Source organism: Luteibacter sp. ME-Dv--P-043b, assembly GCF_030209605.1.
In the GTDB taxonomy this organism is placed as follows: Bacteria; Pseudomonadota; Gammaproteobacteria; order Xanthomonadales; family Rhodanobacteraceae; genus Luteibacter.
Window position 1 is genome coordinate 201,914 of record NZ_JARVRT010000012.1, and the last position, 16,563, is coordinate 218,476.

General features: G+C 66.9%; 19 protein-coding genes. 14 read left to right on the forward strand and 5 right to left on the reverse strand.

All coding sequences use genetic code 11. The annotated features are described in order from the left end of the window. Window positions 1–65: 65 nt before the first annotated feature. The 4 genes from QRN34_RS07615 to QRN34_RS07630 form a co-directional block, all read right to left on the reverse strand. The gene (locus QRN34_RS07615; protein WP_285403410.1) at window positions 66–2,366 is read right to left on the reverse strand and encodes a TonB-dependent receptor; all 2,301 of its coding nucleotides are present in this window, start codon (window positions 2,364–2,366) and stop codon (window positions 66–68) included. A 193-nt stretch (window positions 2,367–2,559) separates the two neighbouring features. Further along, a complete protein-coding gene (locus QRN34_RS07620) occupies window positions 2,560–2,823 on the reverse strand; it encodes a YkgJ family cysteine cluster protein (RefSeq protein WP_285403490.1) in 264 nt (87 codons plus the stop codon). Beyond that, complete coding sequence (gene aroE / locus QRN34_RS07625) at window positions 2,820–3,650, reverse strand: shikimate dehydrogenase (protein WP_285403411.1); 831 nt, start codon at window positions 3,648–3,650, stop codon at window positions 2,820–2,822. Before aroE ends, QRN34_RS07620 begins: the two co-directional genes overlap by 4 nt. A 77-nt stretch (window positions 3,651–3,727) precedes the next feature. Beyond that, window positions 3,728–4,276 carry a lipocalin family protein gene (locus tag QRN34_RS07630; protein WP_285403412.1) on the reverse strand — a complete coding sequence of 183 codons (549 nt, stop codon included), beginning with the start codon at window positions 4,274–4,276 and terminating at the stop codon, window positions 3,728–3,730. A 108-nt stretch (window positions 4,277–4,384) separates the two neighbouring features. Here QRN34_RS07630 and QRN34_RS07635 point away from each other — a divergent pair, with 108 nt between their 5' ends. Beyond that, on the forward strand, window positions 4,385–4,603 hold the full coding sequence (locus tag QRN34_RS07635; protein ID WP_285403413.1) for a hypothetical protein: 219 nt from the start codon (window positions 4,385–4,387) through the stop codon (window positions 4,601–4,603). A gap of 8 nt (window positions 4,604–4,611) precedes the next feature. Here QRN34_RS07635 and QRN34_RS07640 read toward each other — a convergent pair whose 3' ends face one another. After that, on the reverse strand, window positions 4,612–6,096 hold the full coding sequence (locus QRN34_RS07640) for a RimK family protein (protein WP_285403414.1): 1,485 nt from the start codon (window positions 6,094–6,096) through the stop codon (window positions 4,612–4,614). A gap of 239 nt (window positions 6,097–6,335) precedes the next feature. Here QRN34_RS07640 and QRN34_RS07645 point away from each other — a divergent pair, with 239 nt between their 5' ends. The 13 genes from QRN34_RS07645 (at window position 6,336) to QRN34_RS07705 (ending at window position 16,556) form a co-directional block, all read left to right on the forward strand. Next, complete coding sequence (locus tag QRN34_RS07645; protein WP_036138737.1) at window positions 6,336–6,806, forward strand: GNAT family N-acetyltransferase; 471 nt, start codon at window positions 6,336–6,338, stop codon at window positions 6,804–6,806. Window positions 6,807–6,850: 44 nt separating this feature from the next. Then, the gene (locus tag QRN34_RS07650; protein WP_285403415.1) at window positions 6,851–7,072 is read left to right on the forward strand and encodes a lipoprotein; all 222 of its coding nucleotides are present in this window, start codon (window positions 6,851–6,853) and stop codon (window positions 7,070–7,072) included. Between the two features lie 7 nt (window positions 7,073–7,079). Then, window positions 7,080–7,907 (forward strand): diaminopimelate epimerase, encoded by an 828-nt coding sequence (dapF, locus tag QRN34_RS07655; protein WP_285403416.1) that lies wholly within the window; start codon window positions 7,080–7,082, stop codon window positions 7,905–7,907. Between the two features lie 82 nt (window positions 7,908–7,989). After that, window positions 7,990–8,676: a DUF484 family protein gene (locus tag QRN34_RS07660; RefSeq protein ID WP_285403417.1), complete on the forward strand. Its 687-nt coding sequence runs from the start codon at window positions 7,990–7,992 to the stop codon at window positions 8,674–8,676. Beyond that, window positions 8,673–9,587 carry a tyrosine recombinase XerC gene (locus QRN34_RS07665; RefSeq protein WP_285403418.1) on the forward strand — a complete coding sequence of 305 codons (915 nt, stop codon included), beginning with the start codon at window positions 8,673–8,675 and terminating at the stop codon, window positions 9,585–9,587. The genes QRN34_RS07660 and QRN34_RS07665 overlap by 4 nt, the downstream gene beginning before the upstream one ends. Before the next feature lie 91 nt (window positions 9,588–9,678). Then, a complete protein-coding gene (gene hslV / locus QRN34_RS07670; protein ID WP_285403419.1) occupies window positions 9,679–10,212 on the forward strand; it encodes an ATP-dependent protease subunit HslV in 534 nt (177 codons plus the stop codon). 4 nt (window positions 10,213–10,216) lie between these two features. After that, a complete protein-coding gene (gene hslU, locus QRN34_RS07675) occupies window positions 10,217–11,557 on the forward strand; it encodes an ATP-dependent protease ATPase subunit HslU (protein WP_285403420.1) in 1,341 nt (446 codons plus the stop codon). 39 nt (window positions 11,558–11,596) lie between these two features. Next, window positions 11,597–12,214 (forward strand): hypothetical protein, encoded by a 618-nt coding sequence (locus QRN34_RS07680; protein ID WP_285403421.1) that lies wholly within the window; start codon window positions 11,597–11,599, stop codon window positions 12,212–12,214. Between the two features lie 152 nt (window positions 12,215–12,366). Continuing rightward, window positions 12,367–12,720, forward strand: coding sequence for a DUF971 domain-containing protein (locus tag QRN34_RS07685; protein WP_285403422.1), 354 nt, complete (start codon window positions 12,367–12,369; stop codon window positions 12,718–12,720). A 111-nt stretch (window positions 12,721–12,831) separates the two neighbouring features. Beyond that, a complete protein-coding gene (rbsK, locus tag QRN34_RS07690) occupies window positions 12,832–13,728 on the forward strand; it encodes a ribokinase (protein ID WP_285403423.1) in 897 nt (298 codons plus the stop codon). Next, window positions 13,725–14,123 (forward strand): D-ribose pyranase, encoded by a 399-nt coding sequence (gene rbsD / locus QRN34_RS07695; protein WP_285403424.1) that lies wholly within the window; start codon window positions 13,725–13,727, stop codon window positions 14,121–14,123. The genes rbsK and rbsD overlap by 4 nt, the downstream gene beginning before the upstream one ends. Beyond that, a complete protein-coding gene (locus QRN34_RS07700) occupies window positions 14,123–15,610 on the forward strand; it encodes a sugar ABC transporter ATP-binding protein (RefSeq protein ID WP_285403425.1) in 1,488 nt (495 codons plus the stop codon). The genes rbsD and QRN34_RS07700 overlap by 1 nt, the downstream gene beginning before the upstream one ends. Window position 15,611: 1 nt before the next feature. Next, window positions 15,612–16,556 (forward strand): ribose ABC transporter permease, encoded by a 945-nt coding sequence (locus QRN34_RS07705; RefSeq protein ID WP_285403426.1) that lies wholly within the window; start codon window positions 15,612–15,614, stop codon window positions 16,554–16,556. Window positions 16,557–16,563 lie beyond the last annotated feature (7 nt).

Genomic DNA, 16,563 nt, shown 5'->3' on the forward strand with positions numbered 1-16,563 from the left:
CCCCGCGGGCCACACATGTTCCCGCCGCACTGTTGCAATACCGCGACGATGGATCGCGGTCGACCTCAGAAGCGCGCGTTGAGGTTGACGAAGTACTGCCGCGGCGCGCTCGCCATCAAGGTCTGGTTGTAACCCTGCGCGTCGTACGCCTGGTAACCGTTGGTGCCCGTCGACGCGAAGTAGTGCTTGTTGAACAGGTTGGTCACGTTGGCCCCGATGCTCAGTGCCTTGAACACCGACACGACGCCGAAGTCGTAGGCGATGCCGGCGTTGGCTACCCAGTAGGACGGTACCGCTGAATCGTTGGTGTAGGTGATGTAGCGACGGCCCGTGTACTTGGCCTCGAGGTTGGCGCGCCAGCCCGAGAACGCGTAGTTGATCGAGCTGGAGAACATGGTCTTCGGCACGCCGACCACGTATTTGTCGGCGGTGGGGACCGTGCCGGAGCTCTGGTAGTCGTCCTGGTACTTCGAGTCGTTGTACGAGAACGAGTTGAGCCAGCTGAGGCCGTCGACCGGCTTCCACAGGAAGGCCAGATCCGCGCCCTTGCTCTTCACGTCACCGACGTTGTTGAGCGAGGAGGCGCAGGTGACCACGGCCACGCACGGCGTGGTCACGAGAAGTCGGTTCGCGAAGCGCGTGTAGAACACGCCCACCGACGCCTCGAAGGTGTCGCCATGGGCGCGGTAGCCGGCCTGCCAGGTCTGCGACTCCTCGGGCTTCAGCTGGCTCTTGGCCGCATCGAACGACGCCTGGGAGGTACCGAACGGCGTGAACCCGTAGGCCGCGATGTTCTTCGCATACGAGCCGTAGACGTCCTGGTTGGCATCGAGCTTGTAGTCGATACCGGCCTGCGGGAGGAAGCCCTTGCTCGCCTTCATCTGGCCCTGCGCGAAGGCCGTGGTCGGCACCAGTGAGGTCGCATCCGTGGTCACGCTCAGCGACTTCGCACCGAAGTTGATGGTGAGCGCATCGTCCATCAGGTGGACGGTATCCTCCGCATAGCCCATGCGGGTGCGGGTTTCATAATGCTGCAGGAACCCGCGCAGGAACGGCGCCTGGTCGTTGTAGAAGGTGTACAGCGCCGTGTACGGGCCGGTCAGCGTGAAGAAGTTGCGCTCCTGGTTGGTGTTGGCGTCCTCTCCCCACACGCCCACTTCCAGATCGTGGTGGCCCAGCGTGAACTTCAGCGCCGAGGTCACGCCGTAGCGGTCCAGGCCATAGTCCGTGGTACGCATGGACAGCGGCACGGTGGGCGACGATGCCTGGTAGGGCGTGGCCCACTGACCCTCGCCGCGGTCGGCATGGTAATAGCCCGTGGTATCGAGCGTGGCGCCGCCGAGGTTGAACGAACCCGACAAGCCGGCCAGCGTGTCGCGACGGATGCCGCCGCCCGCGTAATACGTGGCGTCGCCCTTGTCGTAATCGGCCGGCAGGCCGTTCATCGAGGCGGGGTAGGCACCGTTGCCGTTCAGCGCATTGGCGATGCCCACGGCCGTGTTCCAGTCCGGCTGCAAATAGTCCCAGTTCCAGCCCAGCGCCTTCTGGCTGGTCAGGGACAGATCCATGTAGTCGTATTCCTTGCGCTTGCTGCTGTCCACGAACAGGCTGACGCGGTTGCCGTCACCCCACTGGTACAGCGCCTTGAGGTTGGCCTGGTTGGACTTCTGGTCGCCGTAGCCCTTCCACTTGTCGGTGTCGGCATGGTCGAACGACACGTACATCGAGAAACCGCCGTGGTCGCCGCTGTCCGCGCGCACGAAGGTGCGCTTCGTGGCGTCGGAACCGATCACCTGGTTGAAGCGCACGCCCGGGGTCATGTCCGGATCGGCCGAGTAGAACTGCACCGTGCCGCCCAGGTTGGTGCTGGACGCGGTACCGAGCGCGCCGGCGCCCTGCGCCAGCTCCACGGTGGCGAGGTTGTCCGAGGTGATCGCACGGGTCACCTGCAAGCCGTTGCTGACGCCGTAGCTCATCGTGCCCAGCGGGATGCCGTCGAGGGTGAAGCCCAGGCGCGACTGGTCGAAGCCGTGCAGCGTGATCTGCGTCGACCACTCGTAGGCGCCCCACGGGTCGGCCGACTGGAACTGCACGCCCGGCAGCTTGTCCAGCGCCTTCAACGCGCTGCTACCCGGCGTCTGCTGGCGAAGGATCTCGTCCGTGCCGATGCTCTGCACCTGGCGGGTTTCGCCGGGAGCGATCACGGAGACGGCGTCCAGTTGCTTCGCATCCTTGCTGGTGGTGGCGACATCCGCGGCCGGAGCCGCCTTGTCGTCATCGGCGGCCTGGGCCAGGCCAGCATGCAGGGACAGGGCCAGCGCCGTGGCGAGAGCGGTACGGCGAAGCGAGGCACGTGCGAACGACATCGGGTCGATCCCCTTTGGGAGTAAACCCGTGAGACTCGCGGCTGCGCATGTACGCCGCTTTACCCGCAGATGACGGCTGGTTGACGACGCAAGATCGCAAGATCCTGCACCCGAATCGCCCCAATGCACGTAGGAGCGGACGATGTCAGCGATCAACGCGTAGCGGCATCGTAGGAGCGGACGATGTCCGCGATCAGCAGGTGGCAGCCTCGAGCTCCCCCAACCACCCCAACGCATGCTGCCGATCACCACCGCACATCGACACCTCAGGCCGCAACCCGCCACACACCTTCGGCCTCTCCGGCCGCCCGAAGATCGCGCAACGGTTGTCTTCGGTCAGCTGGATGCAACGCACACCCGCCGGCTTGCCGTGAGGCATGCCGGGGATGGCAGAACTGATGGAGGGCGCGATGCAGCACGCACCGCATCCGGCGCGGCACGACAGCGCCACGGTCAGAAGCGCTGGCGCAGCATGGCGTACACCGGGTCCGTATCCGGCCGCTGCCCGTGCCAGCGCTCGAACGCATCGGCGGCTTGCTCCACCAGCATGCCCAGGCCGTCGCAGAAGTAGCGCGTGCCGGCCGCGGTGGCCCAGCCCTTGAAGCTGGCGGAGGCAGTGCCGTAGCAGAGGTCGTAGCAGGTGCCGTGGTCCTGCAGGATCGACATCGGCAGGTCGAAGCTGCCGCCGGTGACGCCGATGGACGTGGCGTTGACCACGAGGTCGAAGCACTCGCCGTCCAGGCCATCCCAGTAACGCGTGTGGCATCGCGCCGGATCGCCGATGGCGTCGGCCAGCGCGTCGGCTCGCTCCGGCGTGCGGTTGACGATGGTCAGTGTCTTCACGCCGGCATCCAGCAGGGCCCAGGCCACTGCCTTGGCCGCGCCGCCGGCACCCAGAAGGAGGGCGTCGTGGCCACGCAGGTCGAGCGAATGGCGTTCGGTGATGTCGCGCACGAACCCGCTGCCGTCGGTGTTGTGGGCCTGGATCCGGCCACCGACCAGCGAGGTAAGTGTATTGGCCGCGCCGACACGCGAGGCGTCCTCGGTGTGCTCCTGGGCCAACGCGAACGCGGCTTCCTTATGGGGCAAAGTGACATTGGCGCCCAGGCCGCCGTCGTCGAAGAAACGGCGTACGGCGTCCGCGAACCCGGACGGCGCCACATCGATGGTTTCATAGCCAAGCCGGATACCCAGTTGCTCGGCGAAAGCCGCATGGATCTGGGGGGAAAGCGAATGCGCGATCGGCTGACCGAACACGGCGTAACGATGCGCTTCAGCGCTCATGGAGGCTCCTGGGCTCTCGATCCGGACTCACGCGTCCGTGGGGGCGCAGTCTAGCAATCGTTACCGTCTGGCAACCGTCACTGGAATCCCGGCTTGCCGGCATCCTCGGCGCGCTGGGGCACCTTGCGCATCTGCTCCACCGGGAAACCCTGTTGGCGGGCCTGGTCGATCAGCCGCTGGTAGGCACCGTCATCCAGCGTCCTGTCCTTGGCCATGATCCAGAGGAGCTTCCGGGAGGGCAGGCCGACCATGGTCACGCGGTACGCCGGATCCAGCGCGAGGATGATGTAGTCGGAGCGGAAGGGCCACAGCAACTGGACCTTCCAGCGGGCCGTATCCTTCGGATCGGGTAGCCAGGCCTTGCCGTTCCAGGTCTTCTCCGGCTTATCGAAGCCCTTCCGGTAGTGATAGATGTTCTCGATGGTGCCGTCGGGCTTCAGGCGATATTCGTCCGCCGTGGCGACCTTGCCCTTCTCGAACATGTTCGGGATGGCGCCGATCACGTACCAGGTGCCCATGTAGCGCGGGAGGTCGACGTGGTCCACTGCCTTGAGCGGCGCGTCCGTCGCGCACGAAGCCGTGGCCATGCCGGCCGCCATGAGTAACGCCATCGGGATTCTGTTCATGGGGCCAGCTTCCGCCCGAGGGGATCAAAAGCGGGTCAACGCGTCGCGGTCCGTGAGACGGGCGGCACCTAGCCTGTCCCTCGACACCTCGTCCTCCGGAAGCCCGCCATGAACGACACGCTCTCGCCCCGCCGTATCCGTGCACTGATCGCCATGGCCTGGATGGGCCTGGGCGCCCTGGTCCTGCTGGTCACGCCGTTGTCCGCGCACAGCGAGGCCCTGGGCTGGACCCCGGCGTTCTGGCTGCTGCTGGCACCGGCGAGCGTGCTGGTGGCGATGAAACCGGGCCTGCCGCTGCAACTGCTGGCCTCACTGTTTCGTCGGTAGTCCCCGGATCAGGCGTGGATGCCCAGCCGCTTGCGCTCCAGGCGGCGGAGGAACTCCTGCATGATTCGCAGATACAGGTCTTCGCCCAGGTAGGCGTCCTCCACCCCGGCATCGATCGACGGGTTGTCGTTGACCTCGATCACCACCGGGCGGTCGCCGACCTGTTTCAGGTCCACGCCGTACAGGCCGTCGCCGATGGTCTGGGTCGCCTTCAGCGCCAGCTTCACGACCTCGGACGGTGCCTCGCGCACGGGCACGGTGCGGAAACCACCGGACTTGGCCGTGCCTTTCGCGCCGTGGTTGTAGATCTGCCAGTGGCCCCGCGACATGAAGTACTGGCAGGCGTACAGCGCCTCGTGGTTGAGCACGCCGATCCGCCAGTCGTATTCCGTGTAGAGGTATTCCTGCGCGATCAGCAGCGCGCTGTGCGAGAACAGTTCGCCGGCGGCCTTCTGCAATGCCTCGCGCGTTTCCACCTTCACCACGCCGCGAGAGAACGAGCCATCCGGAATTTTCAACACGATGGGCAGGCCCAGTCGGTCGGGCAGCTCGCGCAGGCGCCGCGGGTCGTCGCGGTAAATGATCTCGGTGATCGGCGTGGCCAGCTTGCGCGCGACCATCAGGTCGTTCAGGAAGATCTTGTTCGTGCAGCGCAGGATGGATGTCGGGTCGTCCATCACCACCATGCCTTCCTTCTCGGCACGGTGGGCGAAACGATAGGTGTGGTTGTCGCTGGCGGTGGTCTCACGGATGAACAGGCCGTCGTACTCGGCCAGCCGCTGGTAGTCGTTCTTGCCGATCGGGTCTACTTCGATACCGAGGTGCTTGCCGGCCTCGATGAATTGCTTCAGCGCTTTCTTGTTGGATGGCGGCATCGCCTCGTCGGGGTCCACCAGCATCGCGATGTCGTAACGGTAGCGACGTCGCGCGCGCGGCTTGCGCCACAACTTCTTCGAGAACTTGTCCAGCGCCTGGGCAAACGCGTCTTCCTGCGCGTCGTCCAGCGTATGCAGGCCCACCGGCCTGATCGCCGCCACCTGCCATATACGTTCGCGATGGAACTCGATGCGCATCAGCGGGCAGGGGAACATCTCGAACACCTGCCTCGCAAGATCCTGCAGGTCCGGGTAGGCGGTCTCGCCGAAGTACACAAGCACGCCGAAGTCGGTGGTGTCGCGCCCGCCGGCGGGCAGGAAATTGGCCAGCTTCTGGTTGAGATCGTCGATATCCAGGCCGTAGAGCGAGCGGCGGCGAAGATCGTTCACCGTGCGCACCGACGGAATGACCTTGTGGCCGCGCGCCTCGGCAAGCAGCGACACGTAATAGCCCGTGCCCAGGTACTTGTAGCTGCGGCAGAGGTTGATGACATGCGCGCGCTCGTCGTCGCTGCCGACCGGCTCACGCAGGTAGTCCATGGCACTGACGACATTCGCGGACGGGTAGTACGAGCCCCAGTCGGAGGCTTTTTCCACGACGATGACGAGCCGGCTCATGTGACCTCGATGGACGGCGAAGGCTTCGTACAGGCTCCACCGGGAGCCGCGCGTTTCACCGGTGGCGCAGTGTGTGCCGCGCTGCCGCCCCGCACAAGCGGCGCACGCGCGTTCGCCCTTTCGAATTCATGAAAAAGTCATTGATCCGCCGCAGCCCGAGGTCTACAGTGCCGCGCTTGCCGTATCCCCGCACGGCCGCCAGCCGTTCCCCTCCCTCCAGCGCCGGAGCCCCCAAGCGCATGCGTCCACCCCCGGTTACCGCCGCGGTGCGCGTTCGACGCGCCGAAGTCAGCGATCTCGACGATCTCGTCGCACTCGAGGCATCCAGTTTCGCGCAGGACCGGCTCAGCCGTGCCCAGTACCGCAAGCACCTGGACTCGCAGACCGCGCTGGTGCTGGTGGCCAGTGCCAACCATCGGCGTTTCCTGGGAACCGCCGTGGTGTTCTTCCGCAAGGCCACCACGGTGGCACGTCTGTATTCGCTGGCGACCACGCCCCAGGCGCGGGGCAAGGGCGTGGGGTCGGCGCTGATCCACGCCGCCGAAGACACCGCACGCTCACGCGGCTGCCGGGTGCTGCGGCTGGAAGTCCGCACGGACAACACCGTGGCCATCGACCTGTACGAGCACCTCGGCTACGAACGGATCGGGGCGTACACGGCCTACTATGCCGACGGCACGGACGCGCTGCGCTTCGAAAAGGCGCTTTGACCGGGCCAGGGCTATACTGGCCGCCGTTTCCGGGAAAGAAGCCCATGCGCCGACTGATCCTGCCCGTCGCCTTCGCCGCCACGCTTGCCGCCGGCCTGTCCGGCTGTGGCCAGAAGGGCAACCTCTACTTCCCGCCACCGCCGGCGCCCGCCGGGGCGGTGACGCCGCAGGCCGGTGCGCAGCCCGCCCATGCGACCACCACCGCCGGGTCGCCGGCACCGGCCAGCACGGCACGCACACCGTTTAACTCCTCCGTCCAGCCGTAATCCCGCCATGCCGTCGCGCTTCACCAAGATGCATGGGATCGGCAACGATTTCGTGATCGTCGACTGGCGCGAGGATGCGGGACGCGTGCCCGCGCCCTCGCGCATCGCCGCCCTGGCCGATCGCCACACCGGCATCGGCTTCGACCAGCTGATCAGCATCGAGCCATCGCGCGACGCGTCCTGCGCGTTCTACTACGGCATATGGAATGCCGACGGCAGCCCGTCCGGCCAGTGCGGCAACGGCGTGCGCTGCGTCGCCGCGTGGCTCTACCGCGACGGCGCGATCGAGCGCGACACCGATATCCGGCTGGAAAGCCCGTCCGGTCCGGTCACGGTACGCGTGCTGGCGGCGGGGCAGGTGCGCGTCGACATGGGCGAGCCGGACTTCCTGCCCGCCGCCGTGCCGCTCGACCGTCCCGCGCAGGCCACCTACACCGTGGCCATCGACGGCGAGGACATCAGCTTTGCCGCGGTGTCGATGGGCAACCCCCACGCTGTGGTGTTCGTCGACGATGTCGACGATCCCCGCGTGGATCGCCTGGGCCCGCAGCTCACTGCCCATGCCGTATTCCCGCAGGGTGCCAACGTCGGTTTCGCTCAGCGTTCGGGCCCGGGACGCCTCCGGCTGCGCGTGCACGAGCGCGGCAGTGGCTGGACCCGGGCCTGCGGCACGGGGGCCTGTGCCGCCGCGGCCACGGCGCACGCGCTCGGCTTGGCCGGGCCCGTCGTCGAAGTGGAGCTGCCCGGCGGCTCGCTCACCATCGAGTGGCAAGGCCCCGGCCATACGCTGTGGATGACCGGCCCCGCCGCCTTCGTCTTCGAAGGCGAGGTGTGACGCCCGCGCCATAACGCGGCACACTGCTTCCATCCCGGGTCGGTTCCTGTCGACCCGCACGCATGCGACCGAGGAAACACCCATGACCGATACCGCGATCGACGGCGACATCAAGCCAACCACCGTCGCGTCCTACCTGCGGCGGCATCCGGACTTCCTGGCCGATTATCCGGACCTGGCCAACGCCCTGACGCTGCCCAGCAGCAACGGACCCGCCGCGTCGCTGGCCGTCCATCAGCTGCGCGGGCTGCGCGAGAAGAACGCCGAGCTGGAGCGCCGCCTGAAGGAGCTCACCGGTATCGCCGGCGACAACGAGACCCTGATGCGCCGTGTGCACGGGCTGATGCTGGCCCTGCTCAGCGCGCGCGATGTCGAGGAAACGGTGCGCAACGTCGTTCACCGGCTGAAGGAAGATTTCCAGTCGGAGCGGATCAGCCTCGTGTTCTTCGGCAACCTGGCCGGCCTGCCCGACGAGCCCTGGCTGCTGCGCGAGCCGCGCGGCTCAGCCGGCTTGCCGGAGTTTGCCTCATTCCTCGAGCACGGTGACCCGGTGGCCGGGCGCCTTGCGCCGGAAAAACTGCAGCGGCTGTTCGGCGACGACGCCCCCGAGGTGCGCTCGGCCGCACTCATGCGCGTGGGCTCCGATGCGATCCTGGCGATCGGCAGCGCCGACGCGGATCGTTTCCACCCCGGCATGGGCACGTTGTTCCTCAACATGATCTCGACCACGGTCGGCTCGGCCATCGAACGGGCGCGGAAAGCCGCGTGAGCCCGCGCGAGGCCGTCGAGGCCTTCCTGCGGCATTTCGCGGCCGAACGGGCGCCGTCGCCGCACACCCTGGCGGCCTACCGTCGCGACCTCGACAAGCTGGTCGCCTACATGGAAGCCGAGCGCCTCGTCTCGTTCGACGAGTTAACCCCCGACCGGGTGCGCTCCCTGACCGCCCGCCTGCACCGGCCGCCGCCGGACAAGGACGGCAAGCGGCCGAAGGGGCTGGAGCCCACCAGCCTGCAACGATTGCTGTCCGCGTTCCGCACGCTGTTCCGTTACCTCACGCGCGAGGGCCAGCTCGCCCACGACCCCACGGCCGGCGTTCGCGGCCCCAAGGTGCGGCGGAAGCTGCCCGTGGTGCTGGACGCGGACGAGGCCAAGGAACTGATCGAGACCACGCTCGGCGGTTCGCTCGCGCCGCGCGACTCGGCCATGCTGGAACTGTTCTATTCCAGCGGGCTGCGCCTGTCCGAACTGTGCGGCCTGCGCTGGGGCGACCTCGACCTGGACGACGGCCAGGTACGCGTGCTGGGCAAGGGCAACAAGACACGCATCCTGCCGGTGGGACGTTTCGCGGTGACCGCGCTGCGCGCTCTGGCCGCCCTGGGCGAGGCCGGACCGGAACAGCCGGTGTTCAAGGGCCGGGGCGGTGGGCCGATCGGGCCGCGCGCGGTGCAGCTGCGCATGGTCAAGCTGTCCAGCGGGCAGGCCAAGCGCGTGCACCCGCACATGCTCCGGCATACCTTCGCCAGCCACATGCTGGAATCCTCCGGCGACCTGCGTTCGGTGCAGGAATTGCTCGGCCACGCCGATATCGCCACCACCCAGATCTACACGCATCTCGATTTCCAGCACCTGGCCCGGGTCTACGACGCGGCGCACCCGCGCGCCAAGCGCAAGCACGACTAGCCAGGCGCCGACTCGCATCCTCCGCGAGGGCCGACCTTGCACCCCTCCCGCGCCATCCCCACCTCTAGCCGACTCCCCCAAGGAACGCGCTATGGACCCGATGCACGCAACGACCATCGTCTGCGTCCGCCGCGACGGCAAGGTCGTCATCGGCAGTGACGGACAGGTCACCCTCGGCAACACCGTGATGAAAGCCAACGCACGCAAGGTGCGGCGCCTGGGCAAGGGCGACGTGCTGGCCGGGTTCGCCGGCGCCACCGCCGACGCCTTCACCCTGTTCGAGCTGTTCGAGGAGAAGCTGGTCAAGCACGGCGGCAATCTCACGCGCTCCGCGGTGGAGATGGCCAAGGAATGGCGGACCGACCGCCGCCTGGGCCGCCTGGAAGCCATGTTGGCCGTGGCCGACAAGGAAGCCTCGCTGCTGATCTCCGGCAACGGCGACGTGCTGGAGCCCGAGCACGGCCTGATCGCCATCGGCTCCGGCGGCCCCTACGCCCAGTCGGCGGCCCTGGCCCTGATGGAAAACACGGCACTGGACGCACGCACCATCGTCGAGAAAGCGCTCAAGATCGCCGGCGACATCTGCATCTACACCAATCACAACACCTCGATCGAAGAGCTCTGAACCCATGTCCGAACTCACCCCCCGCGAGATCGTCAACGAGCTGGACCGCTTCATCATCGGCCAGAACGATGCCAAGCGAGCCGTCGCCATCGCGCTGCGCAACCGCTGGCGGCGCATGCAGCTGGAGCCGGGCATGCGCGAGGAAGTCACGCCGAAGAACATCCTGATGATCGGGCCCACGGGCGTCGGCAAGACCGAGATCGCGCGCCGCCTGGCCACCCTGGCCAACGCGCCGTTCGTGAAGGTCGAGGCCACCAAGTTCACCGAGGTGGGCTACGTCGGCAAGGATGTGGAATCGATCATCCGCGACCTGGCCGACGTGTCCTACAAGCTGGTGCGCGACCAGGCCAAGACGCGCGTGCGCAGCCAGGCCGAGGACGCCGCCGAGGATCGCCTGCTGGACGCCCTGCTGCCTCGGCGCCAGGCGGCCACCGGCTGGGACGACACCGGTTCCAATGTCACCGCCATCGACAGCGACACCCGCCAGAAGCTGCGCAAGCAGCTGCGCGAGGGCGCACTGGACGACCGCGAGATCGAACTGGATTTCGCGGTGAACGTGGGCGTGGAGATCATGACCCCGCCCGGCATGGAGGAAATGAGCCAGCAGCTGGGCAAGATGTTCCAGAACATGGGCGGCGCCAAGTCGCAGAAGCGCAAGCTGACCATCCGCGCGGCACGGCCGCTGCTGGTGGAGGAAGAAGCCGGCAAGCTGCTCAACGACGAGGAACTTCGCAGCCGCGCCGTGGATATCGCCGAGCAGAACGGCATCGTCTTCATCGATGAGATCGACAAGGTCGCGCAGCGTTCGGAATGGGGCGGGGCGGGCGTGAGCCGCGAAGGCGTGCAGCGCGACCTGCTGCCGCTGGTCGAAGGCTCCACCGTGTCGACCAAGTACGGCTCGATCAAGACCGACCATATCCTGTTTATCGCCTCGGGCGCGTTCTCGCTGGCCAAGCCGTCCGACCTGATCCCCGAACTGCAAGGCCGCCTGCCGATCCGCGTGGAACTGAGCGCGCTGTCGGTGGACGACTTCAAGCGCATCCTGCGTGAGCCGAACAACGCGCTGACCAAGCAGTATGTTGCGCTGCTGCAAACCGAGGGCGTCACCCTGGAGTTCACCGATACCGGCGTGGACCGCCTGGCGGATGTGGCATTTCAGGTGAACGAGCGGACCGAGAACATCGGCGCCCGCCGCCTGCATACGGTGATGGAGCGGCTGCTTGAGCGCATCTCTTTTGAAGCTGCGGACAAGTCCGGCGAAAATTACCTGATCGACGCCGAATATGTCGATAAAAACCTGGCTTCGCTAGTCAAGGACGAAGATTTGAGCCGTTACATCCTGTAAACATCGAGCGGCGCCCCATCTGCTAAACTGTTGACGTATATGGGCAAGGTTATTCAACTCAAAACGAACGGCCAGCGAGCCAGCCTGCGTGAAGCGCAGGACAGTGGGCAGCTGGTGCGTCTGTGGCGCGGCGATCTCGAGCATGGCAGCTTCTGCGGCTATGTCGGCGGGGTCGGCCGCGAGTTCTTCCTGTTGTGGGTCATCGGTGACGGTGTCAGCTACGACGGCATGTACATCATGCGGCACCGCGACATCTCCGAATTCGAGGCACCGGACAAGCACGCCGGCTTCCTCGAGAAGGCTCTGGCGCTCAAGGGCATCAAGCCCACGCCGCCGGCAGACTTCCCCCTCGACGACATCTCGCAGGTCATCCAGGCCGCCGCGGCGCATGCGCCGGTCATCGGCGTGCATGTCGACAGCGAGGACGAATCGGAGGTCTGCTACATCGGCCGTCTGGTCAGCGTGGAAGACGAAGGCTTCAACATGCAGGAGATCACCCCCGACGCGGAGTGGCTGCGCGAGCCGTCGTTCTTCTCGTGGGACGAAGTCTCCACCGTCAGCATGGAAGACGCCTACGCCACCTCCCTGCTCGCCGTGGCCGGCACCCCGCCCTCGCTGGAGCAAGGCACCGGCGACGGCTTCGGTCGCGCGCCCTGATTAGGTAATGTAGGAGCGCACGATGTGCGCGATAAGATGTGCGCGATAAACCGTCCGTAATCAACGTATGCGTGACGTGCCGGCCGTCTGTCTATCGGACACGGTGATTCGCGCACATCGTGCGCTCCTACACGGCTTTTCATATCCTGCCCATGTCCCGTCCGCGCCCTCTCGACATCATCCTGCACGCGGCGTCGCGCCGGCTCGACGTGGTCTTCGACAATGGTGAGCGCTTCGAGCTGCCCTGCGAATACCTGCGCGTGAACTCCCCCAGCGCCGAGGTCCAGGGTCACGGCCCGGGCCAGAAGGTGCTGGTGCACGGCAAGCGCGAGGTAGGGATCACGGCGCTGGAGCCCACCGGCCATTACGGCGTGCTGATCCGCTTCGACGATGGCCACGCCAGTGGCATCTTCGGTTGGGACACCCTCTACGACCTCGGCCGCGCCTACGAAACATCGTGGCCCGCCTACCTCGCCGAACTGGACGCCAGGGGCCTGTCGCGCTGACGACGGCGCGCGTGTGAAAGCCAACACACGCGCAAAGGCGTATATTTGCGCGCCACCCCACCCGGCGACAGAACGGACGTTGCGCGGTCACTTCCCGGAGCACCTTCAGGCATGACGCGAATCGTTGTCGTCGGCAGTATCAACATGGACCTGGTCACGCTCGCACCGCGCTTTCCCGCGCCGGGTGAAACGCTGACCGGCGAACGCTTCCTCACCATTCCCGGCGGCAAGGGTGCCAACCAGGCGGTCGCCGCAGCGCGGCTGGGCGCATCGGTGAGCATGGTGGGCTGCGTGGGCGACGATGCTTTCGGCACGCAGCTCTACGACGGCCTGGTCGCGGAAGGCATCGATGTCACCCACGTCACCCGCGTGGCCGGCATCGGCAGTGGCACCGCCTCCATCACCGTGGCCGATGGCGAGAACCAGATCGTGGTGGTACCCGCCGCGAACGGCCGGGTCACCCCGGCCCACGTGGAAGCTGCCCGAGAGACTCTCCGTGGTGCCGACGCGGTGCTGGTGCAGCTGGAAATTCCGCTGGACGCCGTGGAGGCCACGCTGCGCATCGCGCACGACGAGGGCGTGCCGGTCATCCTCAACCCCGCACCCGCCCAACCGCTGCCGCGCGAATGGCTGGCGCAGGTGCGCTTCCTCACGCCCAACCAGCACGAGCTGGCCACGGTGCTGGGCCAGCCCGGCGACACCGATTTCCGCGAACTCATGCGCCTGGCGCCGTGCCCGGTGGTGCTGACCCGGGGCGCCGAGGGCGCCTGGTTCCGCGATGCCGACGACGCGCCGCGTCACCAGGCCGGCTTTCCGGTCGACGCGGTGGACAGCACGGGTGCCGGCGACACCTTCAACGCCGCGCTCGCGGTGTTCCTTGCCGAAGGGCTGGCCGAGGCGGTGCGCAAGGCTTGCGCCACCGCTGCCATCGCCGTGTCGCGGCTGGGCGCCCAGGGTGGCATGCCACGCGCCGACGAAATCGCGGCCTTCCTGGAGACCCATCGATGAGACGTCACGGCCTGCTGCATGCCGAACTCAACCGCGTCATCGCCGCCATGGGGCACACCGATACGCTGGTGATCGCCGACGTCGGCCTGCCCGTGCCGCCGGGCGTGCGCTGCATCGACCTGGCGGTGCTGCCGGGCGTGCCGAGCTTCATGGACGTGTTCGAGGCGGTCTACACGGAGCTGGCGGTGGAGGCCTTCACCCTGGCGGCCGAGATCCATGAGCGCAACCCGGCCATGGTCGCGCTGGCCGATCGGCTGTCGCAGGAAGGGCTGGAGCGTTCCGAGGTCAGCCACGAGGATTTCAAGCGGCTGTGCAGTCGCGCGGTCGCCGTGGTGCGCACGGGCGAAACCGCGCCGTACGCCAACATCATCCTGCATGCCGGCGTGACCTTCTGATGAGCGCATCCGCACCACGGGTAAGGATGCAGGACATCCACAAGGCGTTCGGCCCGGTGAAGGTGCTGGAAGGCGTGGCCTTCGAACTCGTCCGCGGCGAAGTGCACGCGTTGATGGGCGAGAACGGCGCGGGCAAATCCACCCTGATGAAGATCCTCACGGGGATCTACGCGCCGGACCAGGGCACCATCGAGGTGGACGGCCAGCCAGTGACGATCGCCTCGCCCGCCGATGCCGAGAAACACGGCATCGCCATCATCCACCAGGAACTGAATCTCATCCCGTCGCTCAGCATCGCGAACAACCTGTTCCTGGGTCGCGAGCTGCAACGGTTCGGCCTGCTCGACCGCAAGGCGATGACGCGCACCGCGCTGGCCTGGCTGGCCCGCGTCGGCATGCCCCGGCTCGATCCGGATACGCGGGTCGAACGCCTCTCGGTCGGCCAGCAGCAGATGGTGGAGATCGCCCGTGCACTCGGCCAGAACGCGCGCGTGCTGATCATGGACGAACCGACCGCCGCGCTGACCGAAAGCGAAACCGGCACGCTGTTCAACCTGATCCGCGAATTGCGCGCGCAGGGCACCGGCATCGTCTACGTGTCGCACCGCATGGAAGAGATCTTCGCGCTGTGCGATCGCATCTCCATCCTGCGCGACGGCCACTTCGTCGGCACGCGCGATGTCGAGGGCCTGGCCTTCGACGAGGTGGTGAAGATGATGGTCGGGCGCACGCTGGATGCGCGCTTTCCCACCCGCAGCGCGTCCGTCGGCGCGGTTCGGCTGAAGGTCGAGCACCTCACCGGCGGCATGGTGAAGGACGTGAGCTTCGACCTGCATGCGGGCGAGGTGCTGGGCGTGGCCGGCCTGCTCGGCGCGGGCCGCACCGAACTGGCCCGCCTGTTGTTCGGCCTGGACCGGACCGAGACGGGCAGGGTATCGCTGGACGGCGTGGCGGTGACCCCGAAGACGCCCACCGAAGCGATCCACGCCGGCTTCGGTTTCGTCACCGAGGATCGCAAGGCCCAGGGCCTGGTGCTGGACATGAGCCTGCGCGAGAACGTCAGCCTGCCGCGCGTGCCGTCGCATGCCGGCCTGGTCGACCGACCGGGCGAGAAGAAACAGACGCGCGGCCTCATCGACGCCCTGAAGATTCGCACCCGCGACATGGAACTGGATGTCCGCGCGCTCTCCGGTGGCAACCAGCAGAAGGTGGTCCTGGCCAAGTGGCTGGCGTTGAAGCCGAGCGTGCTCATCCTGGATGAACCCACGCGCGGCGTCGACGTCGGCGGCAAGGCCGAGATCTACAACATCATCAACCAACTCGCGGAACAGGGCGTGGCCATTCTCATGATCTCCTCGGAACTTCCGGAAGTGCTCGCCATGAGCGATCGCATCCTGGTCATGCACGAAGGTCGTGCAACGGCCTTGCTCGATGCCCACGGCGCCACCCAGGAAGCCGTGATGACCGCCGCGACCGGAGGCAAGTGACATGACCCACCCCCTCGACTGGAGCCGCGCCGCCACGCTCATGCAGCGCCTCGGCTCGGTGATCGGCCTGATCCTGCTCTTCATCGTCCTCTCGATCATGAGCCCGGATTTCCTCTCCACGGGCAATCTGCTGACGGTGCTGCGGCAGGTGTCGATCAATGCGCTGATCGCCTTCGGCATGACCTTCGTGATCCTGGCTGGCGGCATCGATCTTTCGGTCGGCGCCATCCTCGCCCTCACCGGCGCGGTCACGGCTGGCCTGATGGCGGCGGGCCACGGCATGGTGCTGTCCGTGGGTGCCGGCCTGGGCTTGGGCCTGCTGTTGGGCATCGTCAACGGCGTGCTGGTGTCGTGGGGCAAGGTGGCGCCCTTCATCGCCACGCTGGGCACCATGACCCTGCTGCGCGGCGTCACGCTGTCGTACACGCAAGGCAGCCCCATCCCCGTCACCAATCCTGGTTTTGCGCTGCTGGGCGGTGGCTATGTCGCCAACCTGGTGCCCTTGCCGGTGATCTGGATGTTCGTCGCCTTCGTCGTCTGCGCGTTCCTGCTGCGCGGCACGGTGTTCGGCCGCCACGTGGTGGCCATCGGCGGCAACGAAGAAGCCGCGCGCTTGTCCGGCGTGCGCATCTCGCCGATGAAACTGGCGATCTACGGTTTGTCCGGTCTCCTCTCCGCGTTTGCCGGTGTGGTGCTCACCTCGCGCCTGTATTCGGCGCAGGCCACCGCCGGTTCCGGTTACGAGCTGGACGCGATCGCCGCCGTGGTACTCGGCGGCACCAGCCTGTCCGGCGGCCGCGGCTGGCTGTTCGGCACGCTGGTGGGTGCCCTGCTGATCGGCTTCCTCAATAACGGTCTCAACCTGCTCGGCGTCAGCTCCTTCTACCAGCAGGTGGTGAAGGGCATCGTCATCCTGATCGCCGTCCTGCTCGACAGGCGGCAGTAACCCCCAC